This window comes from Rathayibacter rathayi (assembly GCF_004011095.1).
GTDB lineage: Bacteria > Actinomycetota > Actinomycetes > Actinomycetales > Microbacteriaceae > Rathayibacter > Rathayibacter rathayi.
Map to the genome: position 1 here is coordinate 2,984,666 of NZ_CP028129.1, position 19,797 is coordinate 3,004,462.

Below are 19,797 nucleotides of genomic sequence, written 5' to 3' on the forward strand. Positions count from 1 at the left end.
TGCTCAAGGAGCAGTTCGACCTCGACAGTCGGCACATCAGCGCCAAACGCAACCGGCTCTGCGTCCCTCACCCTCTCCCTGCTCGACGAGCCCACGTCGGGCCTGCACCCCGCGGCAGCCGCACCGCTGCGTACCTCCGGGGGCTCTCGACCGGCACCGATGAGCGGGCGCCTGCGCGTTACCTTTTCGTTACGAAGAAAATCGGCTACACGACCAAACCAGGGACACCCTGGGAATCGGCAGGTCGCGGGTGAAAACTCTCTCCTATGAACCAGACAGTGGCACCCGTGCGCGAGCACCGAGCGCAATATCTCCTGCTCGCCGCGCTCGCGGGCATCGTCACCGGAGGAGTCCTCCTCGCCGTCGCCGAGGTCGTCGCCCTCGCGGTCGCCCGGACGGCGAGCCCCGTGCTCGCGCTCGGCTCCTTCGTCGTCGACATCGTCCCGCGCCCCCTCAAGGAGTTCGCGATCGAGACTTTCGGCGAGAACGACAAGACCTTCCTCCTCGCGAGCATCGGCGCCGCCGTCGTCGTTGCGGCCGCGATCGCCGGTGTGCTCCAGCTGATCCGCCCACCGCTGGGCCAGGTGCTGCTGATCATCGCGGGTGGCCTCTCGATCGCCGCCATCGTCACCCGCGCCGGAGCCGCTCCGCTGTCCGCGGTGCCCACTCTCGTCGGCCTCGTCGTCGCCATCCTTGTCATGCATCTGCTCTTTACTCGCCTGCGCGGCTGGCGTGCAGCACGGGTCTCGGAGGGGAGGGGAACATCCTCCGAGGCCCGTCCGGGAGCGCTTGAGCGCCGCGGCTTCTTCCGCATCGCGCTGATCACCGCCGTCGGCGCGGCCGTCGTCGGCACCGGAGCCCGCCTGGTGAACGTGGCGACCTCCTCGCTCGCCGGCGTCCGCAACGCCCTGCGCTTGCCGTCCCCCCGCAGCTCCGTCTCGGTGCCCGCCAGCGCCGAACTCGACATCGACGGCATCACCCCGCTCTACACGTCGAACGCCGACTTCTACCGTGTCGATACCGCCCTCACCGTCCCCAATCTCGATCCGTCGGCCTGGTCCTTAAAGATCTCCGGGATGGTCGAGCGTGAGATGACGCTGACCCTCCAGCAGATCTTCGATATGGGCCTGGACGAGTACGGCATCACCCTCACCTGCGTCTCGAACCAGGTCGGTGGCAACCTCGTCGGCAATGCGAAGTGGCTGGGCGTCCCGCTCCGCGACGTGCTGAAGATGGCCGGAGTTCAGAGCGGAGCCGACATGCTCCTCTCCACCAGCAGCGACGGCTACACCGCGTCCACCCCGATCAGCGCGGTCACCGACGAGAACCTCGACGCGATCCTCGCCATCGGTATGAACGGCGAGCCCCTTCCGTTCGAGCACGGCTTCCCGGTGCGGATGATCGTGCCCGGCCTCTACGGCTACGTCTCGGCCACCAAGTGGCTCACCGAGCTGAAGGTCACCACCTTCGAGGCCGATCAGGCCTACTGGACCCCGCGCGGCTACTCCGCCGAGGCCCCTATCAAGATGTCCTCGCGGATCGACACCCCGCGGATCGGCGCGCCCGTCGCGTCGGGTGCCACCAAGATCGCCGGTGTCGCCTGGGCGCAGAGCATCGGCATCGAGAAGGTCGAGGTGAGCATCGACAGCGGCGACTGGCAGGAGGCGACGCTCTCGACTCCGGTCAACCTCGACACCTGGGTGCAGTGGTACGTCGACTGGGAGGCCCAGCCCGGCTCGCACTACGTCGCGGTGCGCGCGGTCGACAAGAACGGCCTGGTCCAGATCGAGGACCGCGCACCGGTCGCGCCCGACGGCTCCTCCGGCTGGCAGCGCACGCTCATCAACGTCGCCTGACGCGCGGCGGGCACAGGACGTGGGCTGCTCGTTCTCCAGGATCTCGTCGTGGAACGAACCGCTGTGGACGACCGCGTCGCGACGGCGTCCCTCCTCGACGTAGCCGCCGCGCCACGGTGCTCTCGCGCCACCCGCACCCGCCGCGAGATGCCACTTACGCGCGTTTCCCTCGGCGTGTCGCCTACATAAGTGGCATCTCGCGGGGAGGTAGGGGAGGGGGCGGGCGGGAGGCGGAGGGGGCGGGGGCGGAGAGGGACGGGGGGCGCTGGCCGACCGAGGGTACGACGTGCTCCTCCCCGAATACCGGCGGGTCGGCGACGCGGGCGGAGGCTGACCGGCTACCGGCGACGACATCCTGGCTCTGATCGCTGCGCTGTCGACCCTGCTCCCCGGCGCCGGAGTGGCGACCTCGTCGGCCACTCCGCAGGCGGGCATCTCGCCGTCTGGTCACAGGCCACCCCTCCGTTCGCCGCACATCGCCGCCGTCACGGCGTGCGCCTGCGCGAACTCGCGGGCACCAACCACCTCGACCTCGTCGATCCGACATGGCCTGCCTTCGCCGCACTGCTCGCCGCGCTCGCCCGCTGACGCCGGGCGAGGGGAGCACGCGCTACAGGACCGGCGGGTAGAGGAAGAGCGGCACCTGCGCCGTGGGGAAGGTGCGGGTGACGTAGCTGTGCTTGCCGCCGTAGTTGTACTCCTCGAGGAGCACGGTGCCGTCCTCGTTGACCTTCTGCACGTAGGAGACGTGGTTGTAGGTCCACCACGCGACGCAGCCGACGATGGGGACGCTGCTGGTCGCCCAGCCCTTCGCGGCCCAGTTGTCGGGCCACTCGTAGGCGCTGCCGCCGAGAGGCGTGATGGTGCCCCAGGTGTACTTCCACGGCGCGGAGGTGCGGCCGGCGTCGCGGTTCAGGCGCCAGGCGACGAAGTCGACGCACTCGCGGTAGTAGTAGCCCAGCGGCGAGAGCCCGCCGCCGTTGTCGTCGATGGTCTCGTGGGGCCAGGGGTAGTCGTCGCCGACCGCGCGCGTCTGCACGGTCGCGAACTCGCCGCCGTTGGAGCCGGAGAGCACGGCCGCCTGGCGGCTGGCTTCGTCGAGCTGCGTCTGGGTCGGAGCGGCGAAAGCGTCGCGGACGGCGGTCTGGCCGCTCGCGTCGGAGGAGACGGTCAGATTCTGCAGGCCGACCCGGTCCACGGCGGCGCGGCCGGTCGCGGTGCTGCGGGCGCCATACGCGGGGATCGCAGCGGTGGCGAAGAGGCCGCCGACCACCGAGAAGGTACCGAAGGCGAGGGCGCGGCGACTGAGGCCGCGGGTCCGGGCCGGTTCGGCAGCGCGGGGTGTAACGGAGCGCGAGGCGGAGCGGCGGGGCGCGGCGAGGCTCGAATGGTAAGCGGGGGAGGCGACGGCGGGCACGTCGACCGAGACGGTCGGAGCGGTCGTGACGGCGGCTGCATCGGAAGCGACGGCGGGCGCAGTGTCGTGAGGCGCAGCGACGGCGGGCGCAGTGTCGTGAGGCGCAGCAGTGGTGGCCGCCGCCGCATTAGCCGCCGCCACCGCGCGACGCTCGGCCTCGCGGGCCTCTCGTCGCGTCCGGGGCACACTCGTCCGGGTGCCGGCACTCTCCTCAGGGGTGGGAATGCCTGGCTTCGACACGCGTGCGTTCTCCTCGGTGACAGTTCTGACAATTGTGGCGGTGGTGACCGGGTGCCTGAACGGCATCCGGCGAGGAGCCACTCTAGCCCGAGGCCCGCACATCACGGAACGATCACGGCGGATCAGGAGGGATGTTTCGGCTCCGCGCGCCCCTGCGGTGCCAGGATGGGGCGCAACCGGTGAAGGAGCTTCTCATGACCGCACCCACGCCCAGCGAACCCACCCCCAGCGCCGCCGCGCCGACCGGGCCCGTCCTCGTCGGCGTCGTCGACGGCCAGCGCCCCGAGGTCCTGCGCACCGCCGAGCGCGTCGCCGCCGATGCCGGAGCCGCGCTGCTGCTCCTGTCCGTCTCGGCGGATCCCTACCTCGTCGGCGAGTACGTCGATCCAATGACCGGTGGCATCCCGATCGGCTTCGTCGGGGCTGCCGTCGATCGAGGCGACGCTCCGACCCTCCCGCCCGGCCTGCGTGAGACGGTCGAGCGCCAGCTCGACGGCAGTCCTGTGGCGTGGTCGCTGCGGGCAGCCCGCGGAGAGCCGGCCCTGGCCCTCGCCGAGGTCGCCGACGAGGTCGATGCGCGGATGATCGTGGTCGGCACCCGCGATGCGGGCGTGCTCGCGAGCATCGCGGAATTCCTCAGTGGCAGTGTCGCCGCCCACCTCGCCCACCGTCAGCGCCGTCCCGTCCTCGTCGTCCCGCGCGCCGACCGCGACACCTCGCGTCCCGCGCCCTGGGACCTCGCGGAGTGACGCGACCCCTCCACCTGCGGCCCGCTGAGATCCTCCTGGTCGCCGCGGGCGGAACGGTCGGTACCGCGGCTCGCGCGGCGATCGGCGCCGCGCTGCCCCCGTGGGGGGTTGTGCCGATCGCGACGCTCGTCGTCAACCTGCCCGGCGCGTTCCTCCTGGGCCTGCTGCTGGAGGCGCTGGCGCTGCGCGGATCGGACGACGGGAGCCGCCGCACTCTGCGCCTCCTGCTCGGCACCGGTGTGCTCGGCGGCTTCACCACCTACAGCACCTTCTCGCTCGACTCGGTCGCGCTGCTGCAGGGTGAGCACGGTGTCGAGTACCTCGCGTACACCGGTGGCTCGCTCGTGGTGGGCGTGCTCGCCGCCGCACTGGGCATCGCGGTCGCAGGGAGCCGGAGGCGAGCGGGGTGACGTTGGGTCTGCTGCTCGCGGTCGCTCTCGCGGGCGGAGTCGGCGCCGCGGCGCGGGTGGTGGTCGACTCGATCGCTCGTTCGCTCGTGCCCGCGCGCTGGCCGGTTGGCACCGCGCTGATTAATGTCAGCGGGTCGCTGCTGCTCGGGGTGGTCACCGGGCTCGTACTGGCCGGGGTCCTCGACCCGGTCTGGCGGGCCGTGCTCGGGACGGGCGTGCTCGGCGGCTTCACCACGTTCAGCACGGCGAGCGTCGAGACCGCGCGGCTGCTGCTCGAGCGGCGCTGGGCGGCCGGGCTGGGCTACGGGATCGGCACGGCAGCGCTCGCCATCGCTGCGGCGGCCGCGGGGCTCGCGCTGACGGGCGCTCGATTCTCCTGAGTCGGGCCCACTCCGCCGCGTGACCCGGCCCGTGCGCCCGCCTCGTGCACCCGGCCCCGTCACTCCTGAATCCCCCGCTCGCGGGCCAGAGGCCGTCCCGCTCCGCGGGTCGCAGGGGATCCGCGGGCGAAACCCCCCTCTTCGAGGTACGCCCCGACCTCCGTGGTGTGGGTGAAGATGGGCGAATGACATCCGTGGGGGGCGTTTCGGAGCTGAGGCTGGCCGTCGTCGACGACCAGCCGCTCTACCGCCACATGCTGACCTCGCTGTTGCGCTCCAACCCGAGCGTGCAGAGCGTCGTGGAGGCCTGCTCCGCCGCGCAGGCGCGGTCGGTGCTGCGACCAGCAGAGCTCGACGTCGCGATCCTCGACATCGAGCTGGGCGACGGAGATGGCATCGACCTCGGACGCCGGCTCCGGACCACCGCGCCCGAGCTGGGCATCGTCCTGCTCTCGGCGGTCGATGCGATGCACCGCTTCCTCCGCCTCGACCGCGCAGAGGCGCGCGGCTGGAGCTACCTCTCGAAAAGCTCCTCCCTCTCGGCGCCCGCGCTGCTCAGCTCCGTGCGCGCGACCGCGGACGGCCGCACCGTGCTCGATCCTGCGCTGGTCGCCGCCCGGTCCGCCCGCCGCGACTCCCCGGTCGCCGCCCTCAGCCCGCGCCAGTACGAGGTGCTCGCGGGTCTCGCCTCCGGCCTGACCAACGCCGCGATCGGCGAGCGCCTGGGCATCGCGGTCCGCTCGGTCGACAACCACGTCAACGCCGTCTACTCCGCCCTCGGCGTCCGCTCCGACGGTGAGCGGAACCCGCGGGTCGACGCGACCCTCCAGTTCCTCGAGCACACCGGATGAACGTCGAGCCGGGCGACGTGCGCGAGGACAACCGGATCGTCCTCGGCGCGATGGCCCTCCTCGGCGGGGTCCTCTCGCTGCTCGCCGCGCTTCAGGCCGTCTTCGCGCTCGGCATCCTGTCGCAGACACTCCGGGGCGTCGATGCCGGCCCGCTGCTCGACGTCACGACGCGGGTGCTGGTCAACGTCTCGACGATCGCGCTCGCGATCGCACTGGTCGCGCTGCTGCGTCCGGAGCGCTTCTCTGGTGGCAACCGGGTCACCCGGACAGCACTGATCGCGGTGGGCGTGGGAGTCGTGCGCTGCACTCTCCAGGTGCTCACGGGTATCTACCCGATCGCCGCCCTTCTCGCGATCGTGATCGAGCTGGTGGTGGGATCCGTGGTGATCGCGTTGATCTGCGGCTACGGCTACCTGCTGGTGAGAGCCGCGCGGCGGGTGCGCGAGAAGGAGCGGGAGCACGCCCACGCCCGCGTGCAGGCGGTCGAGGCGGTACAGGCGCTCCAGCGCGAGGAGCTGCGGGTGCGGCGCGACGTGGCGCAGAGCCTGCACGGCCGGCTGCAGAACGGCCTCGTGGTGCTGGCCGCCGAACTGCACGCGGTCGCGAGCGCGGCGGATCCGGACGTCTCGGCCCGCCTGCTCGCGATCGCCGCCCGCCTTGATCGCTTGCGCGAGGAGGAGGTGCGCAGCGTGGGACACGCCCTCTACCCGGTCGAGATCGACCACGGCCTGGTCGCCGCCGTGCGCGACCTCCTCGCCCGCCTCCCGCCGGAGATCGCCGTCGACCTCGACCTCGGCCGGATCTCGGAGCCCGCCGCCGAGGGCCGCGAGCCGCCGCTGGATCAGCGGTTGCTGCTCGTCCGGCTCCTGGAGGAGGGCCTCACCAATGCGCTGAAGCACGGCGGCGCCTCGTCGCTGCGGGTCCGGGGTGCGCTGCAGGCGGGCGTGGTGGTGCTCACCCTTGACGACGACGGGAGCGGGGTCGCTGCGGGCGCGACGCGCTCGGGACTGACCCGGCTGGACGGGCAGCTCGCGGTCTACGGAGGCTCGCTGACGCTCTCGGACTCGCCGGTGCTCGCGGGTGCGCGGCTGCGAGTGCGACTCCCGATCTGCGACGGGGCGTCGGTGAAGACCGACGCTCAGGCCGGGTAGATCAGCAGCGACTGCGCAGCGACGTGGAAGCGGGCCTCTCGGCCCGGGGCGAGGTCGAGCCTCGCCGCGTGGGCCGGGGCGATGTCGGCGCCGAGGAGCGCACTGCGCACCCGCACCGCGTCGCCGTGCTGCTCCACGTCGGTGATCACGGCGCGCACGCCTCCCGCGCCGCCGCCATTGCCCTCGCTCCCCTCGCTCCCCTCGCTCCCCTCGCTCCCCTCGCGCCCCTCGCTCACCTCGGTGACCGAGACGGCGGAGGGGCGGACCGCCGCGAGCACCGCGGCACCGACCGCGACCGGCTCGGCCGCGACTCCGGCGAGCTCGTACCCGTCGTGGGTGCGCAGTCCCGCCGCCGTGCGGACGCCCGCGAGCAGGTCGAGCCCGGAGAGCTGCGCGGTGAACGCCGTGCGCGGGCGGGTGAGGACCCGGCTGGTCGGCCCCTCCTCGACTACCCGGCCGCCGTGCAGGACCAGCACCCGGTCGGCGAGCGTCCAGGCGTCGAGCACGTCGTGGGTGACCACGATCGCCGAGCGCTCGGCGAGCACCTCGCGCAGCATCCGCCGGAGCACCGGAGCGACCCGGGTGTCGACCGCGGCCAGTGGCTCGTCGAGGAGCAGGAGGCGCGGGTCGGTCGCGAGCGCCCGGGCGAGGGCCACCCGCTGCGCCTGCCCGCCGGAGAGGCTCGCCGGGCGCCGATCGGCCAGGTCGGCCACCCCTGCGGCGGCCAGCTCGCGCTCGGCCCGCGCGCGCGACTCCGCCCGCCCTGCCCCTGCACTGCGCGGCCCGAACGCCGCGTTCTCGCGCACGCTGAGGTGCGGGAACAGCAACGGATCCTGCGCGAGCAGGGCGACAGGGCGGCGGTGCGGAGGCGTCCAGCGGCGGTCGTCGAAGAGCACCGCCGCTCCCACACTCGCCCGGCCGGCATCGGCGTGGACGAGGCCGGCGATCAGCTCGAGCACAGTCGACTTGCCCGCGCCGTTGGGGCCGAGCAGTGCGAGAGTCTCGCCCTCGGCTACGTCGATCCGCACGTCGATCCCGCGTGCCGCGAGCCGCGCCTCCAACCGCAGGCTCACCGCGGCACCCCCCGGGCCGAGCGGCCGTGCGCGAGCCCGATCACGAGCACGGCGACCACCACCAGCACCAGCGCCAGGGCGACCGCTGCGTCCGGGTCGCTCTCGCGTTGCAGGTAGATCTCGAGCGGGAGGGTGCGCGTCGTGCCCTCGAGGCTGCCCGCGAAGGTCAGCGTCGCGCCGAACTCGCCCAGCGCCCGGGCGAACGAGAGGATAGCGCCCGAGGCCAGTCCCGGCAGGATCAGCGGCAGCGTGATCCGCCGCAGCACCGTCGCAGGGGAGGCGCCCAGCGTCGCGGCGACCGCCTCGTACCGGGCGCCGGCGCTGCGCAGCGCCCCCTCTAGCGTCAGCACCAGGAAAGGCAGCGCCACGAAGGTCTGCGCGAGCACTACGGCCGTCGTCGAGAACGCGATGCGGATGCCGGCCGCCTCCAGCGCACCCCCGAGCAGGCCCGTCCTGCCGAAGGTGTACAGCAGCGCCAGCCCGCCGACGACCGGCGGTAGTACCAGCGGCAGCAGCACCAGCGAGCGGAGGAGGCGCTGCCCGGGAAAGGCGGTGCGCGCGAGCACCAGGGCCATCGGCGTCCCGAGCAGCAGGCACAGGAGGGTCGCGGCGGCGGAGGTGCGCAGGCTCAGCAGGAGCGCGGCGACGGAGGAGTCGGAGCTGATCAGCGGGACGAACTGCGGCCAGTCGACCCGGGTGAGGATCGCGACGAGCGGCAGCACCACGAGCAGGGCGCCGAGCGCGGCGACCGCCACGACCCAGCGCGGCAGACCGGAGCCGGTGCGCATCAGCCCCGCGCGAGCGGCGTCTCGACGATCACCGTCGTCGCCTTGACCACCGCGACCGCGGGCGATCCACGCTCGAGCCCGAGCTCGCGCACCGCTTCGCTGCTCATCAGCGAGACCACCCGGTGCGGCCCGCACTGCAGCTCGACCTGCGCCATCACCGTGTCCATCACGATGTCGGTGACGATCCCGACGAAGCGGTTGCGGGCCGAGCGCGCGATCGGCGACGGATCCTCCGGCAGTACCGCGTTGGCGCGGGCGAGCCGTGCGACCTCGAGCCCATCGACGACCCGCCGCCCGGACGTGTCCTTCGCGCTCGCGAGCGTCCCGTTCTCGATCCAGCGCCGCAGCGTGTCGTCGCTCACCCCCAGCGCGGCGGCGGCATCCCTCACCCGAATCTGCGGCATGCCCCCGATCCTACGTCCGCACCTGCGCCCCTCCCGCCCCTCCCGCCCCTCCCGCCCCACCCCCCCCGTCGCCTCCCGCGAGATGCCACTTGTGTAAGCGTCGCCCGGCGTGTCGCGCGCACAAGTGGCATCTCGCGGGAGGGGGAGGGGGGAGGGAGGGAGGGGGGAGTTAGGGCGCGCCGAAACCGGCCGCGGCGAGGACTGCCCGCCCGGCGTCGGAGGCGGCGTAGGCGACGAAGGCCGCCGCGGTGTCGGCGTCGCCCGTCCCGGTCAGGGCCGCGATCGGATACGTGTTCACCGCCGCCGAGGACTCGGCGAACGGGATCCCGACGACCGAGCCGCCGGAGCCGCGGACGTCGGTCGTATAGACGAGGCCCGCGTCCGCCTCGCCCGAGGACACCTTGCCGAGCACGTCCGTCACCGACGACTCCTCGCTGACCGGCGAGAGGTCGATCCCGGCGGCCTGCTCGACCGCGACGGCCGCCGCTCCGCACGGAACCTGCGGGGCGCAGACGACGGTAGCGGTGCCGGCCCGGGCGAGGTCGGCGAGCGACGCGACCTGCGCCGGGTTGCCGGGCGGTACGGCGATCTCGAGCGTGTTGGTAGCGATGTCGACCGGCTCGCCCGTGACGAGCCCCGCGTCGGCGACCGTGGACATGGTGCGCTCGTCGGCCGAGGCGAAGACGTCGGCCGGGGCGCCGTTCACCAGCTGCGTCGCGAGGTCGGAGGAACCCGCGACGGACAGCTCGACGTGCGAACCGGGCCGTGACGCCTCGAATTCGCTGGCGAGTTCGGTGAAGGCGCCCTTCAGCGAGGCGGCGGCGAAGACGGTGATCGAGCCGCCGGACACCGAGGGGCCAACAGGTGCCGAGCATCCCGCGAGCAGGAGCATCGCGGCGGCGACCGGGGCGAGGGGGAGCAGGCGGTGACGCACGGGGACCTCCAGATCGTGACTCCGCACCTGCGGAGCCCAGTCGATCCTAGAGACTCACCTGCGTCAGGCCGCCCCGTAGCGCACGCGCGGATCCACGAGGGGGAAGCCGGGCGCAACCGGAACCGCGATCCCCAGGTCGTGGATCTCCTGCCGCCGCAGCCGCCCTGCCTCCGGCCCGTGCTGCTGGAGCAGCTCGATCACGTTGCCGTCCGGGTCGGCCAGGTACACCTGCTCCACGAAGTCGTCGCGGACTCGATAGCCACCGCAGCGTTCCAGCCCGCGCGCGACGAGCGCCTCGAGGAACGGAGCGAACGACTCCACCATGATCGCGAGGTGGTGCACGACCCCCGTCTGCAACTCGTCTTCCTCCCACCGCGGCGGGTTCGCGGCGAGGCGCCCCGGCGTCTTCTCCTGCACCACATGGATCTCGGCCGTGCCGAGCCGGAAGTAGGCGCCGCGGAACACGAAGTCGCTCGGACGGGTGAATTCGGTGCAGCCGAGCACGCCGACGTAGAAGTCGCGGGTCGCGTCGAGGTCCGAGACCACGAGGGCCACATGGTGCAGGTGAGCAATCAGAGTCATGCGGAGTCGTCCTTCTCGTCGTCGAGGCAGCGGTACGGATGGCCCCCAGAGTCGCCCGGCCAACGCGCCGCGGTCGAGCGTGCCGTCGCCGCAGCGCCGAAGACGGACGGATGTCCGCTCTCGCCGCTCTCGAGACACGATCGGTCGCCGCGCTCCCGGTCGTCCCCTTCACTGGCGGCAATCGTCACTGCAAAGGAGCATCCGCGTGACCTTCCCTCTCGCCGTCCTGTCCATCGTGCTGAGCGTCGTCGCGCTGCTGGTGCTCATCGTCCGGCTCCGGATCCATCCCTACATCGCGATGACGTCGGTCGCGGTCGTCCTCGGGCTAGCGTTCGGCCTGCCGCTGATCGATGGGGAGTTCGGCGTGCTCGCCGTGGTCGACGGGGTCCTCGGGCCGTCGCTGGCGCACATCCTGCCGCTGGTGGGGTTGGGCTGCATCATCGGCGAGATCATCTCGCGCTCCGGCGGCGGCGAGCTGCTGGCCCGCGTCCTTCTGGAGAAGGTGGGGACGCAACGCGGTGTGCTCGCGGTCGTGCTGGCTGGCCTGCTGGTGGGCAGCACCATCTTCTTCGACACCGCCGTGATCCTGCTCGCCCCCGTCGTCCTCTCGATCTCTCGGCGGGCCGGTCGGCCTGCGGCTTTCTTCGCGGTGCCGATGGCGATCGCGGTGCTCGCCGTCCACGCGATCCTCCCGCCGCACCCCGGTGCGGTCGCGGTCGCCTCAGCTCTCGGGGTCGACTACGGGCTGCTCGCCGTGCTGGGCCTGGCGACGATGCTGCCGGGTGCCGCGGTCGGCATCCTCTGGGCGTCCCGTCGCCTCGCGCGGATCGACGCCCGCGGCGGGCTGCCGATCCCCGTCGAGGACCCGCCCGCGGAGCGCACCGTCGCCCAGCCCGACACGCGCGCGGTCTCCACCCTCGCCGGCGGAAGCACCGCCCTCGCCACGGCGCCCGCGACCGCGACCCGCCTGCTGCCCAGGCTCCTGGTCGTGCTCACCCTGCCGGTGCTGCTGATCCTGCTCGCGACGCTCACCGCCCTCGTCGCCCCGCAGTCGACTCCGCTGGGCGACGTCCTCCGCTTCCTCGGCACCCCCGTCGTCGCGCTGATGATCACGACGGTCGTCGCCTACGTCCTGCTGCTGCCCCGGTCGGCGCGGGGCACCGGGGGTCTGACTGAAGTCGGCCGGGTGGGGCTGCGACCGGTCGGGGAGATCGTGCTCTCGACAGGCGGAGGCGTGGCGTTCGGTGGTGTTATCGCGGCCTCCGGGATCGGCGGCCAGCTGGTCGAGCGGCTCCAGGAGGCGCACCTGCCGCTGGTCGTGTTCGGTTTCGTCCTGGCGGCGGTGCTGCGCGCGACCCTCGGCACCACCACGGCGGCGGTCACTACGGTCGCGACCCTCCTGGCTACGACCGTCGACACGACCGCCGTCGATCCGACACACATCGCCCTGCTCGCCGTCGCCGTCTCGGCCGGAGGCGTCTGCCTGTCGCAGGTGAACGACGCCGGCTTCTGGGTCCTTTCGCGCTACTTCAGCATCCCCGAGCGGACGATGCTGTCGACCTGGACCGTCGGCGTCACGGTGATGGGCGTCGTCTGCGCGACCCTGACCACCGTGCTCTGGTACCTGCTGCCGGGGACGCCGGCGTGAGCGGCGGGCTGGCGAGGGGGTGGCTTTCGCATCCGGCTGCTGCGGCTGAACGGCGAAGTCGGCCGCGCAGGAAATGCCGTATCTGCGGTCCCTCTGAGGATAGAGAGTCCGGGTGTGCTTCATTCGGCATCGCGGATGTGTTCGGTGTGTCGCAGCCTACAATCTCTCGTCCGCATCGGCGGGTCGTGCCGCTGATTGAGCCGGCCTGCTGTCTGTCGGGGGTGTGTCGCGAGATGGCTGTCCAGGGCCGGGCGAACCCGGAAAAATGGCGCACCATTCGGCTCGCGCACAAGCTCGGTATCTGCGAATATTCGTCGTCTATGGACAGTCTGGGACGATGTGGACGGAGTTTCAGAGGCTAATCAGCATTCTCTGGGTAACGAAAAATCCCAGATCGACCCCCAAGTGTGGAGTGGCGGGTAGCGCCTTGTGAGTGAGCTTCCGCGTTCGCATGTGGCGGACTTCTTGACACCGTCGTTGACGTCTTAGATAATGATAGGCGAATTCGGAGATGCGCTGAGGAGAAAGTATGCCAATGGGAAAGATCGTCAGGAGGAGGCTCGTGGCTGCTGCTGCCGCATTATTGGCGGTAATCATGCTCTCGCCGGCGGCAATCGCCAATGAGGGAACCATCGCCGTCGAAGCGAAATTCGTTTACGACTCGGTAGCAACCTCCCCTGAACCACAAGCAAAATTTGGATCTCTTTCGCCAGAAGAAAAGTCACTGTTCGAGATCTGGATCACGCCTACATCGAGCCATATCACAACAACGCAAAGTAGTGTGTCAACTATTTCCGCTCTGGATGACTGTCGAACATACACAACGCGAGGCAGCTTCTCGAATCAAGTCGGCAGTACGCTAGGAGAGTTCTGGACAACAGGCCAGGCTTGCACCGACGGCTCGTCGATCGTCACGGCAGATTATATTGATGGAGGTGGCCGTACCGACGCATTCGGTTGGGGTTATGTTGGAAGTGATGCGGGGCAGGGCGTCTCTGACGGCGCCGGATTCGTTTACGGCAGTCACCACTTCAGGCTCACTATCGCCGGCGTCGATGTTCAACAGCCTTCTTACTGTGCACGCTCCGTATTTACGCTGGCCGCATCACACGGTGACGATCGTTGCGGTATAGCCTAGGGTCTCGGGTGATTCGCCGAAGCGGTCGCAGTTCCATAACAACCACATCCCCGCGTCGAAGCGCTCAAGAACTGTGCGGCTCACCGGTCGTGGGTGTGGTAGCGGTTTTTGCGGTGGCGTTCTTAGCTGTCGTGGTCTCGCCGATATGGTTCGCTTTTACCGCCCTCATCGCCGCAATAAATGTCGTGCGACTCGTTCGAGAGATGATAACGAGTTCGGCGCCCACCCTTCTGCCGGCTCTTCTCGTTGCCGTCAATATCACGGCGATATCGACAATTATTGTCATCTTCCTCGCGGGTGTGCTCACCGGGTAGGCCGAGATCGGTCCGCTTCTGCTCCCGTCGGCTCCGGTGTCGGCTGTGCTCCTCCTGCGCCGGACGATTCACAGCGATCGAGCACCACCGCGGCGATACGGCGTTCGATCTCAGCGGTCGCGCCGCCGCTCTGCTCCCGTCGGATCTGGAGAGGGATAGGTACCTCCTGCGTCGCGTGTGTCCTCCGAACGAGCGGTGCCATACGACCTGAGCGGACAGGTAAGCAGCCAGGCGGCGGACAGCTCACCGCCGCCGCAGCAGCTCCCGCGCGGTGGCCTCGTCGGTCACCAGTGCGGAGGCGATGCCGCCCGTCGCGGCCGCCGCGATCGCCTCCGCTTTCGCGCTGCCGTGTGCGACCAGGATCCGCAGCGGGATCGCTCGCAGCTCCTTCAGGGCGAGGCCGACTCGCAGCTCGTCCAGGGCGGAGGCGACCGGCCGACCCGAGCAATCGAAGAACTGCCCGACCACATGGCCGACCGCTCCGTCGGCGCGGGCTTGCTCGAGCAGCGCCTCCGAGACCGGGGCGACGGCGCCGGTGCCGTCGAAGTGAGCTGTGGAGCCGAGTCCGATCAAAGCCGCAGTGCTGCGACGGGCGAGGGCCAGCGCGTCGCGGACCGCGGGACGCCGGCGCACCTGCTCCGCCCGCGCCGCCGAGCGCGTCACGAACGGGGCCGGCAGCGGCGTGAACGCAGCGTCGGCGGCGAGCACGGCGGCGGCCGAGCGTTCGGGAGCGGAGCGGGAGTGATAGCCGAGAGCCTCGACCACCCGGACACCCTCGGCGAGTCGGCCGACGGCCTCGGCCGTGGGCAGCACCGACCGACTCGAGGCGACGGCGAGAATACCGTTCGCCGGGAGCCGTTCCGTCAGCAGGCGCGCGGCGACGCGGCCCACGCGCGCCTCGTCCGCCGTCGCGCCGCGGGGGAGCGACACCGCGACCCGGACGTTCGAGAGTGGGAACACTCGCGCGAGTTCGCGTTCGAGCGGCGCCACGCGGTCCTCCGGCGGGCCGATGCTTATCCGCACCACGCCCCGCGAGCGCGCTTCGTCGAGCATTCGCGACACCGAGACGCGACCGAACGACAGGCGCTCTGCGATCTCGGACTGCGTCAGGCCCTCCACCCAGTAGAGGGTCGCGATGCGGCGCAGGAGCAGGTCGCGCTCCTCGGCGACCGTCCCGGGGCGGTGGGCGGCCGCGCGGGAGAAGGAGGTCATGCGGGTATCGTGCTCGATCGCGGCGGTCGTGCGGAGGATGGCGCGAAGGCGCTGACCGCCCGATGCAGCAGGAGCCCGCGCCGGCCGGTGCGGGTGTCGTCGATCGAAGGAGGTGCGCGTGACCGTCGCTGAACCGGGGGCACGGATGCTGGATGCTCTGCTGGCCCCTGGCGCGCGGCTGGAGAGGGTCGCCACCGGAGCCGCGTGGAGCGAGGGCCCGGTCTGGCTGCCCCGCGAACACGTAGTGCGCTGGAGCGACATCCCCGGTGACCGGATCCTCGAGTGGGACGCCCGAACGGGGGAGACGCGGGTGCACCGCGAGCACGTCGAATTCACCAACGGCCGCACGCTCGACTGGGAGGGCCGCGTCGTGCAGTGCTCGCACGGTCGCCGCGCCGTCGAGCGTGAGGTCGACGGCGTCGTCGAGGTCCTGGTCGACCGGTACGGGGACGCCCGGCTGAACTCACCGAACGACGTGGTCGTCGCCTCCGACGGCGCGATCTGGTTCACCGATCCGCCCTACGGGATTCTGCAGGCGCACGAGGGCCACCTCGGCGCGCCCGAGTACGGCGGCTGCTACGTCTTCCGCTTCGACCCGGAGTCGGGTGAGCTGAGCGTCGCGGCGACGAGCGTCGAGGAGCCCAACGGCCTCGCTTTCTCGCCGGACGAGCGCCTCCTCTACGTCTCGGATACCTCGGTCGCGCTGCGCACCGACGGCACGGGTGAGCACTGCATCCGCGTCTTCTCGGTCGACGACCAGTGGCTGCTCACCCCGCTCGGGGTATTCGCCGTGATCGAGCCGGGTGTCCCCGACGGCTTTCGGGTCGACGTCGAAGGCCGGATCTGGACCTCGAGCGCCGACGCGGTGCAGGTCCTCTCGGCCGACGGCGCGGTGCTCGCCCGGATCCCCGTGCCCGAGGTGGTCGGCAACCTCTGCTTCGGCGGCGACGACGGCACGGAGCTGTTCATCGCCGCGAGCACATCGCTCTACCGCATCCGCACGACGACGCGCGACGCCGCCTCCTGACTCCGCTGACGGGTGAGGCGCCGAGACGTGCGGAGGCGGCGCGCCGCGCTCAGCTCTGCGGTGGCGAGTAGAACTGGAGGTCGTTGCCCTCCGAGTCCTTGAACGGGAAGATGCGCCCCCACTCGTGGTCGCTGATCTCCCCCTCGACCGAGGCACCGCGCGCCGTCAGGCGTTCGAGTTCCTCCTCGATCGAGCCGTCGGGCTGGAACGAGATGACCGCGCCGCCCTGCTCCGCCACTGTCGCGGACTCCCGCGCGTTGAGGCCGATCATCAACCCGCCGGCGTCCAGCTCTGACCAGTCGGCGGAGGTGTCCTTCACCTCGAGGCCGAGCGTGTCGCGGTAGAACGCGACCGCCCGCTCCATATCGGTGACGGGGACCCAGACTGTTGCGACTCCTGATGCCATGTCGTGCTCCTTCGCTCGATGATGTTCGTCCTCCGACGCTAAGTCGGGCGCGGACGCAGCGGGGGCCCTTGCGCGGATGCGTGGAGGCTGCTCTCGCGTGGCGCGCGCCTCAGGGAGCGCCGAGGCGCCGTGCTCTCGCCCCGACGCCGCCTGAGCGGTGGCGCTTCGGTGAGCAGGGGCTCCTCGGTGCAGAGCGCGCGGGCGCTCAGCGCTCGGCGACGAAGCGGTGCACGACGGCGAGGTCCTCCTCGCCCAGGCCCGCGTCGAGCAGGTCGCGGAACACGGTGCGGAGGGTCGCGAGCAGCGGCGCGGAGGTGCCCGTCGCCTCCGCTTCATCGGCGGCGGCCCGCAGATCCTTGCTCATGTAGGAGGCGATGCCGGTCGGCGTGTAGTCGCGGGACACCAGGGCGGCGCGTTTGGTCTCGAGCACGCGGCTCCCCGCGTAGCCGCCCTGCAGGAGGGTGAGGAAGGTGTCGAGATCGAGGCCGGAGCGCTCGGCGATCACGGCGGCCTCGGCGATCCCGGTCATGGTCGCGGCGACGATGAGTTGGTTGCAGGCCTTGGCCACATCGCCGGAGCCGAGTGGCCCGAGGTGGACCGCGGTTCCGCAGGCCGACAGGACGGGCAGCGCCCGGGCGACGTCCTCCTCCGCCCCGCCGACCATGATCGAGAGGGTGCTCGCCTCCGCGCCCTCGATGCCGCCGGTGACGGGGGCGTCGACGAGGCGGAGCCCCGGGTGGCGTTGCGCACGCTCGCGGAGGCCGGAGGCGGACACGCTCGAGCAGACGGCGAGCACGACATCCGACTCCGCCGCGAGCACGCCCTCCTCGCCCGCGAGCAGCTCGTCGAGCTCAGGCAGGCCCGGCACCATCACGATCAGCACATCGGAGGCGGCAGCGAGCGAGCGGGCGCCGTCGTGCCACTGCGCCTCGGGGACGGCGCGGCGGGCGCGGTCGGCGGAGGCCGGGCGTGCGGTGATTCCGAGGGGGATCCCGGCGGCAACCAGGCTCCGGGCCATCGGGGCGCCCATCCTCCCGAGTCCGACGAATCCCGCCTGCACGGGCGGGACGGTGAGAGGCGGGGTAGCGGGCATACGCCCAGCATATCGAACAGGGTTCACAGCAGTGAAGTACACTGCTCTGCGGGCCGATCCGGGGGAGAGTCTCCCGCGCCGTCCCGCGAAGGGACCCTCGTGACCGATCGACTCCGCGTCGTCATCGCCTCGCCGCTCAGCCCGGAACTCATCGCCCGCATCGTCGAACTCGAACCGCGCCTAGACGTCGTCGCCGACCAGAGCCTCCTCCCGCCGATGCGCCACGCAGGCGACCACCCCGGCGATCCCTCCTTTCGGCGCACCCCCGAGCAGCAGCGCGCATTCGATGAGCTGGTCGACTCCGCCGACGTGCTCTACGGGGTGCCCGACGAGACTCCTGCCGCGCTCGCGCGGACGGCGGCGGCGAATCCGCGGCTCCGCTGGGTGCAGACCATGCCGGCCGGCGGCGGCGCGCAGGTGAAGGCCGCGGGTCTCGACGACGCGCAGCTCGAACGCATCGCGTTCTCGACCTCGGCGGGAGTCCACTCCGAGCCGCTCGCCGAGTTCGCAGTCTTCGGGCTCCTGGCGGGGGCGAAGTCGCTGCCGCGCCTGCACGCCCTCCAGCGCGAGCGGGTCTGGGGCGAGCGGTGGACGATGGGGCTCCTCTCGGAGCAGACAATTCTGATCATCGGGCTCGGCACGATCGGCCGCGCGACCGCCCGCAAGCTCCAGCAGCTCGGTGCCCGCGTGATCGGCACGAGCCGTCACGAGACGCAGGTCGAGCACGTCGACGAGATCGTCGCCCCCGACGCGATCGCGGACGTCGCGGGCCGGGTCCACGGAGTCGTCGTCACGCTCCCCGGCACCGCCGCCACCGAGAAGCTGGTCGGGAGCGGGTTCTTCACCGCGCTTCGCCCCGGGGCCTCGTTCGTCAGCGTCGGACGCGGGACGGTCGTCGACGAGCAGGCGCTGCTCGTCGCGCTCGACGCGGGCCGCGTCGGATTCGCCGCGCTCGACGTCGTCGCCGAGGAGCCACTTGAGCAGGGCAGCCGGCTCTGGAGCCACCCGAGCGTCCTGATCAGCCCGCACACCGCGGCGCTGAATGTCGCCGAAGACCGGCTGATCGCCGAGCTGTTCGCGCGCAACGCCACCCGCTTCCTCAACGGGGAGCCGCTGATCAACCGGGTCGATACGGTGGAGTTCTACTGACACCGCCTCCCGCGAAAGGATGACATGGCCCGCCCCGATGCGCTCCCGACGACGGTCGACTCCGACAGAGGGTCGGGCGCCCCGGCCGTGTCTCGCGCGATGCGGATCCTCGACCTCCTCGCCGACGCCCGCGGTCCGCGCACGCTGACCGATATCGCCCGCGAGCTCGGCATCGCCAAGTCGTCCACCTCGAACCTCTGCGCCGCGCTGGAGGAAGGGCGGCTGATTCGCCGCGCCGGCTCCGGCTTCCTCCTCGGCCGACGCACCGTGGAGCTCGGCAGCCACTACCTTGCTGGCTTCGACCCGGTGCGCGAGTTCTACCGGCTCTGCGAGGAGTCGCCCGTGCTGTCCCGGCAGCTGGTGCAGATCGCGTTGCTCGACGGCACCCGCGTCCTCTACCTCGCGGTGCACGAGGGCCGTGAGCGGTTCACGCTCTCGGCGGGCGTCGGTGATCGGTATCCCGCCTCCGCCACGGCCGTCGGCACCGCCCTGCTGTCCGAGCTCGACGACGGTGAGATCGCCGCGCGCTTCGCCGACGACCACGACATCGTCGTCTTCACCGACCGCTCGACGTCCTCCGCGCGCGAGCTGCTGCACAAGATCCGGGCGGCGCGCGAGCGCGGCTACGCGATCGACGACGGCGAGCTGCACCCCAGCGTCCTGGGCCTCGCCTTCGCCGTCCCGGCGGCTACTCGATCCGACCTCTCCCTCGCGATGGGCGTCTCGCTGGTGCGCCCGATCGTCGGCGATCAGGAGGAGGTCGTCGCGGCTCTGCGGGTGGCCGCCGCGGCGCTGAGTCGCCCGCCTCTCGTCTCCGACACCTCCGCCTGACCGTGCCGCGCCCGTCCACTCCATTGGATGCCGTTCACTGGGCTGTTATGCTTGCCTGATCCCGCCGGCGCGGGCCGGAGTGAGCGAGGGACCGTGGCGACCAGGACGAGCGACGAGCCCCGCAGCAGCGGCGAGCCTCGGGGT

At 71.4% G+C, this 19,797-nt stretch carries 21 protein-coding genes; 12 read left to right on the plus strand and 9 right to left on the minus strand.

What is annotated here, in order from left to right:
• Positions 1-266 precede the first annotated feature (266 nt).
• Complete coding sequence (locus C1O28_RS14400; RefSeq protein WP_097166864.1) at positions 267-1,856, plus strand: molybdopterin-dependent oxidoreductase; 1,590 nt, start codon at positions 267-269, stop codon at positions 1,854-1,856.
• Between the two features lie 610 nt (positions 1,857-2,466).
• Here the strand turns inward: C1O28_RS14400 and C1O28_RS14405 are convergent.
• Positions 2,467-3,414, minus strand: coding sequence for a CHAP domain-containing protein (locus C1O28_RS14405; RefSeq protein ID WP_164861127.1), 948 nt, complete (start codon positions 3,412-3,414; stop codon positions 2,467-2,469).
• A 293-nt stretch (positions 3,415-3,707) separates the two neighbouring features.
• Between C1O28_RS14405 and C1O28_RS14410 the strand changes: the two genes are divergently transcribed.
• The 5 genes from C1O28_RS14410 to C1O28_RS14430 all read left to right on the plus strand — a co-directional run bounded on the left by C1O28_RS14410 (position 3,708) and on the right by C1O28_RS14430 (position 7,054).
• Positions 3,708-4,262 carry a universal stress protein gene (locus tag C1O28_RS14410; protein ID WP_160487532.1) on the plus strand — a complete coding sequence of 185 codons (555 nt, stop codon included), beginning with the start codon at positions 3,708-3,710 and terminating at the stop codon, positions 4,260-4,262.
• Positions 4,259-4,672 (plus strand): fluoride efflux transporter FluC, encoded by a 414-nt coding sequence (locus C1O28_RS14415; protein ID WP_207759889.1) that lies wholly within the window; start codon positions 4,259-4,261, stop codon positions 4,670-4,672. The genes C1O28_RS14410 and C1O28_RS14415 overlap by 4 nt, the downstream gene beginning before the upstream one ends.
• On the plus strand, positions 4,669-5,052 hold the full coding sequence (locus C1O28_RS14420; RefSeq protein WP_097166867.1) for a fluoride efflux transporter FluC: 384 nt from the start codon (positions 4,669-4,671) through the stop codon (positions 5,050-5,052). Before C1O28_RS14415 ends, C1O28_RS14420 begins: the two co-directional genes overlap by 4 nt.
• Positions 5,053-5,237: 185 nt before the next feature.
• Positions 5,238-5,903: a response regulator transcription factor gene (locus C1O28_RS14425; RefSeq protein ID WP_097166868.1), complete on the plus strand. Its 666-nt coding sequence runs from the start codon at positions 5,238-5,240 to the stop codon at positions 5,901-5,903.
• Entirely contained in the window at positions 5,900-7,054 is a 1,155-nt protein-coding gene (locus C1O28_RS14430) for a sensor histidine kinase (RefSeq protein WP_097166869.1), read from the plus strand. Before C1O28_RS14425 ends, C1O28_RS14430 begins: the two co-directional genes overlap by 4 nt.
• Here the strand turns inward: C1O28_RS14430 and C1O28_RS14435 are convergent.
• The 5 genes from C1O28_RS14435 to C1O28_RS14455 all read right to left on the minus strand — a co-directional run bounded on the left by C1O28_RS14435 (position 7,042) and on the right by C1O28_RS14455 (position 10,835).
• The gene (locus tag C1O28_RS14435; protein ID WP_097166870.1) at positions 7,042-8,127 is read right to left on the minus strand and encodes a sulfate/molybdate ABC transporter ATP-binding protein; all 1,086 of its coding nucleotides are present in this window, start codon (positions 8,125-8,127) and stop codon (positions 7,042-7,044) included. The genes C1O28_RS14430 and C1O28_RS14435 overlap by 13 nt on opposite strands.
• Complete coding sequence (locus tag C1O28_RS14440) at positions 8,124-8,915, minus strand: ABC transporter permease (protein WP_097166871.1); 792 nt, start codon at positions 8,913-8,915, stop codon at positions 8,124-8,126. Before C1O28_RS14440 ends, C1O28_RS14435 begins: the two co-directional genes overlap by 4 nt.
• Positions 8,915-9,319 carry a TOBE domain-containing protein gene (locus C1O28_RS14445; protein ID WP_097166872.1) on the minus strand — a complete coding sequence of 135 codons (405 nt, stop codon included), beginning with the start codon at positions 9,317-9,319 and terminating at the stop codon, positions 8,915-8,917. Before C1O28_RS14445 ends, C1O28_RS14440 begins: the two co-directional genes overlap by 1 nt.
• Positions 9,320-9,488: 169 nt before the next feature.
• Positions 9,489-10,211: a molybdate ABC transporter substrate-binding protein gene (gene modA, locus C1O28_RS14450; RefSeq protein ID WP_097166919.1), complete on the minus strand. Its 723-nt coding sequence runs from the start codon at positions 10,209-10,211 to the stop codon at positions 9,489-9,491.
• Positions 10,212-10,316: 105 nt separating this feature from the next.
• A complete protein-coding gene (locus tag C1O28_RS14455; RefSeq protein ID WP_097166873.1) occupies positions 10,317-10,835 on the minus strand; it encodes a VOC family protein in 519 nt (172 codons plus the stop codon).
• Positions 10,836-11,040: 205 nt separating this feature from the next.
• Here C1O28_RS14455 and C1O28_RS14460 point away from each other — a divergent pair, with 205 nt between their 5' ends.
• From C1O28_RS14460 to C1O28_RS14470, 3 genes are all read left to right on the plus strand, one after another.
• A complete protein-coding gene (locus C1O28_RS14460; RefSeq protein ID WP_160487531.1) occupies positions 11,041-12,483 on the plus strand; it encodes a GntP family permease in 1,443 nt (480 codons plus the stop codon).
• A 535-nt stretch (positions 12,484-13,018) separates the two neighbouring features.
• Positions 13,019-13,621, plus strand: a complete 603-nt coding sequence (locus C1O28_RS14465; RefSeq protein ID WP_145260547.1) for a hypothetical protein — start codon at positions 13,019-13,021, stop codon at positions 13,619-13,621.
• Positions 13,622-13,734: 113 nt separating this feature from the next.
• Positions 13,735-13,935, plus strand: a complete 201-nt coding sequence (locus tag C1O28_RS14470) for a hypothetical protein (RefSeq protein ID WP_127821557.1) — start codon at positions 13,735-13,737, stop codon at positions 13,933-13,935.
• A 243-nt stretch (positions 13,936-14,178) separates the two neighbouring features.
• Here the strand turns inward: C1O28_RS14470 and C1O28_RS14475 are convergent, their stop codons facing one another.
• The gene (locus tag C1O28_RS14475) at positions 14,179-15,147 is read right to left on the minus strand and encodes a sugar-binding transcriptional regulator (RefSeq protein WP_097166876.1); all 969 of its coding nucleotides are present in this window, start codon (positions 15,145-15,147) and stop codon (positions 14,179-14,181) included.
• Between the two features lie 118 nt (positions 15,148-15,265).
• Between C1O28_RS14475 and C1O28_RS14480 the strand changes: the two genes are divergently transcribed.
• Positions 15,266-16,174, plus strand: a complete 909-nt coding sequence (locus C1O28_RS14480) for an SMP-30/gluconolactonase/LRE family protein (protein ID WP_337189904.1) — start codon at positions 15,266-15,268, stop codon at positions 16,172-16,174.
• A gap of 49 nt (positions 16,175-16,223) precedes the next feature.
• On the opposite strand, the gene C1O28_RS14485 is transcribed toward C1O28_RS14480, so the two are convergent.
• Entirely contained in the window at positions 16,224-16,580 is a 357-nt protein-coding gene (locus C1O28_RS14485; protein WP_097166878.1) for a VOC family protein, read from the minus strand.
• A gap of 205 nt (positions 16,581-16,785) precedes the next feature.
• Positions 16,786-17,673 carry an NAD(P)-dependent oxidoreductase gene (locus C1O28_RS14490; RefSeq protein ID WP_097166879.1) on the minus strand — a complete coding sequence of 296 codons (888 nt, stop codon included), beginning with the start codon at positions 17,671-17,673 and terminating at the stop codon, positions 16,786-16,788.
• A gap of 99 nt (positions 17,674-17,772) precedes the next feature.
• Between C1O28_RS14490 and C1O28_RS14495 the strand changes: the two genes are divergently transcribed.
• Together C1O28_RS14495 and C1O28_RS14500 are read left to right on the plus strand one after the other, a co-directional pair.
• A complete protein-coding gene (locus C1O28_RS14495; RefSeq protein WP_097166880.1) occupies positions 17,773-18,822 on the plus strand; it encodes a D-2-hydroxyacid dehydrogenase in 1,050 nt (349 codons plus the stop codon).
• A 24-nt stretch (positions 18,823-18,846) separates the two neighbouring features.
• Positions 18,847-19,653 (plus strand): IclR family transcriptional regulator, encoded by an 807-nt coding sequence (locus C1O28_RS14500; protein ID WP_097166881.1) that lies wholly within the window; start codon positions 18,847-18,849, stop codon positions 19,651-19,653.
• Positions 19,654-19,797: the final 144 nt, after the last annotated feature.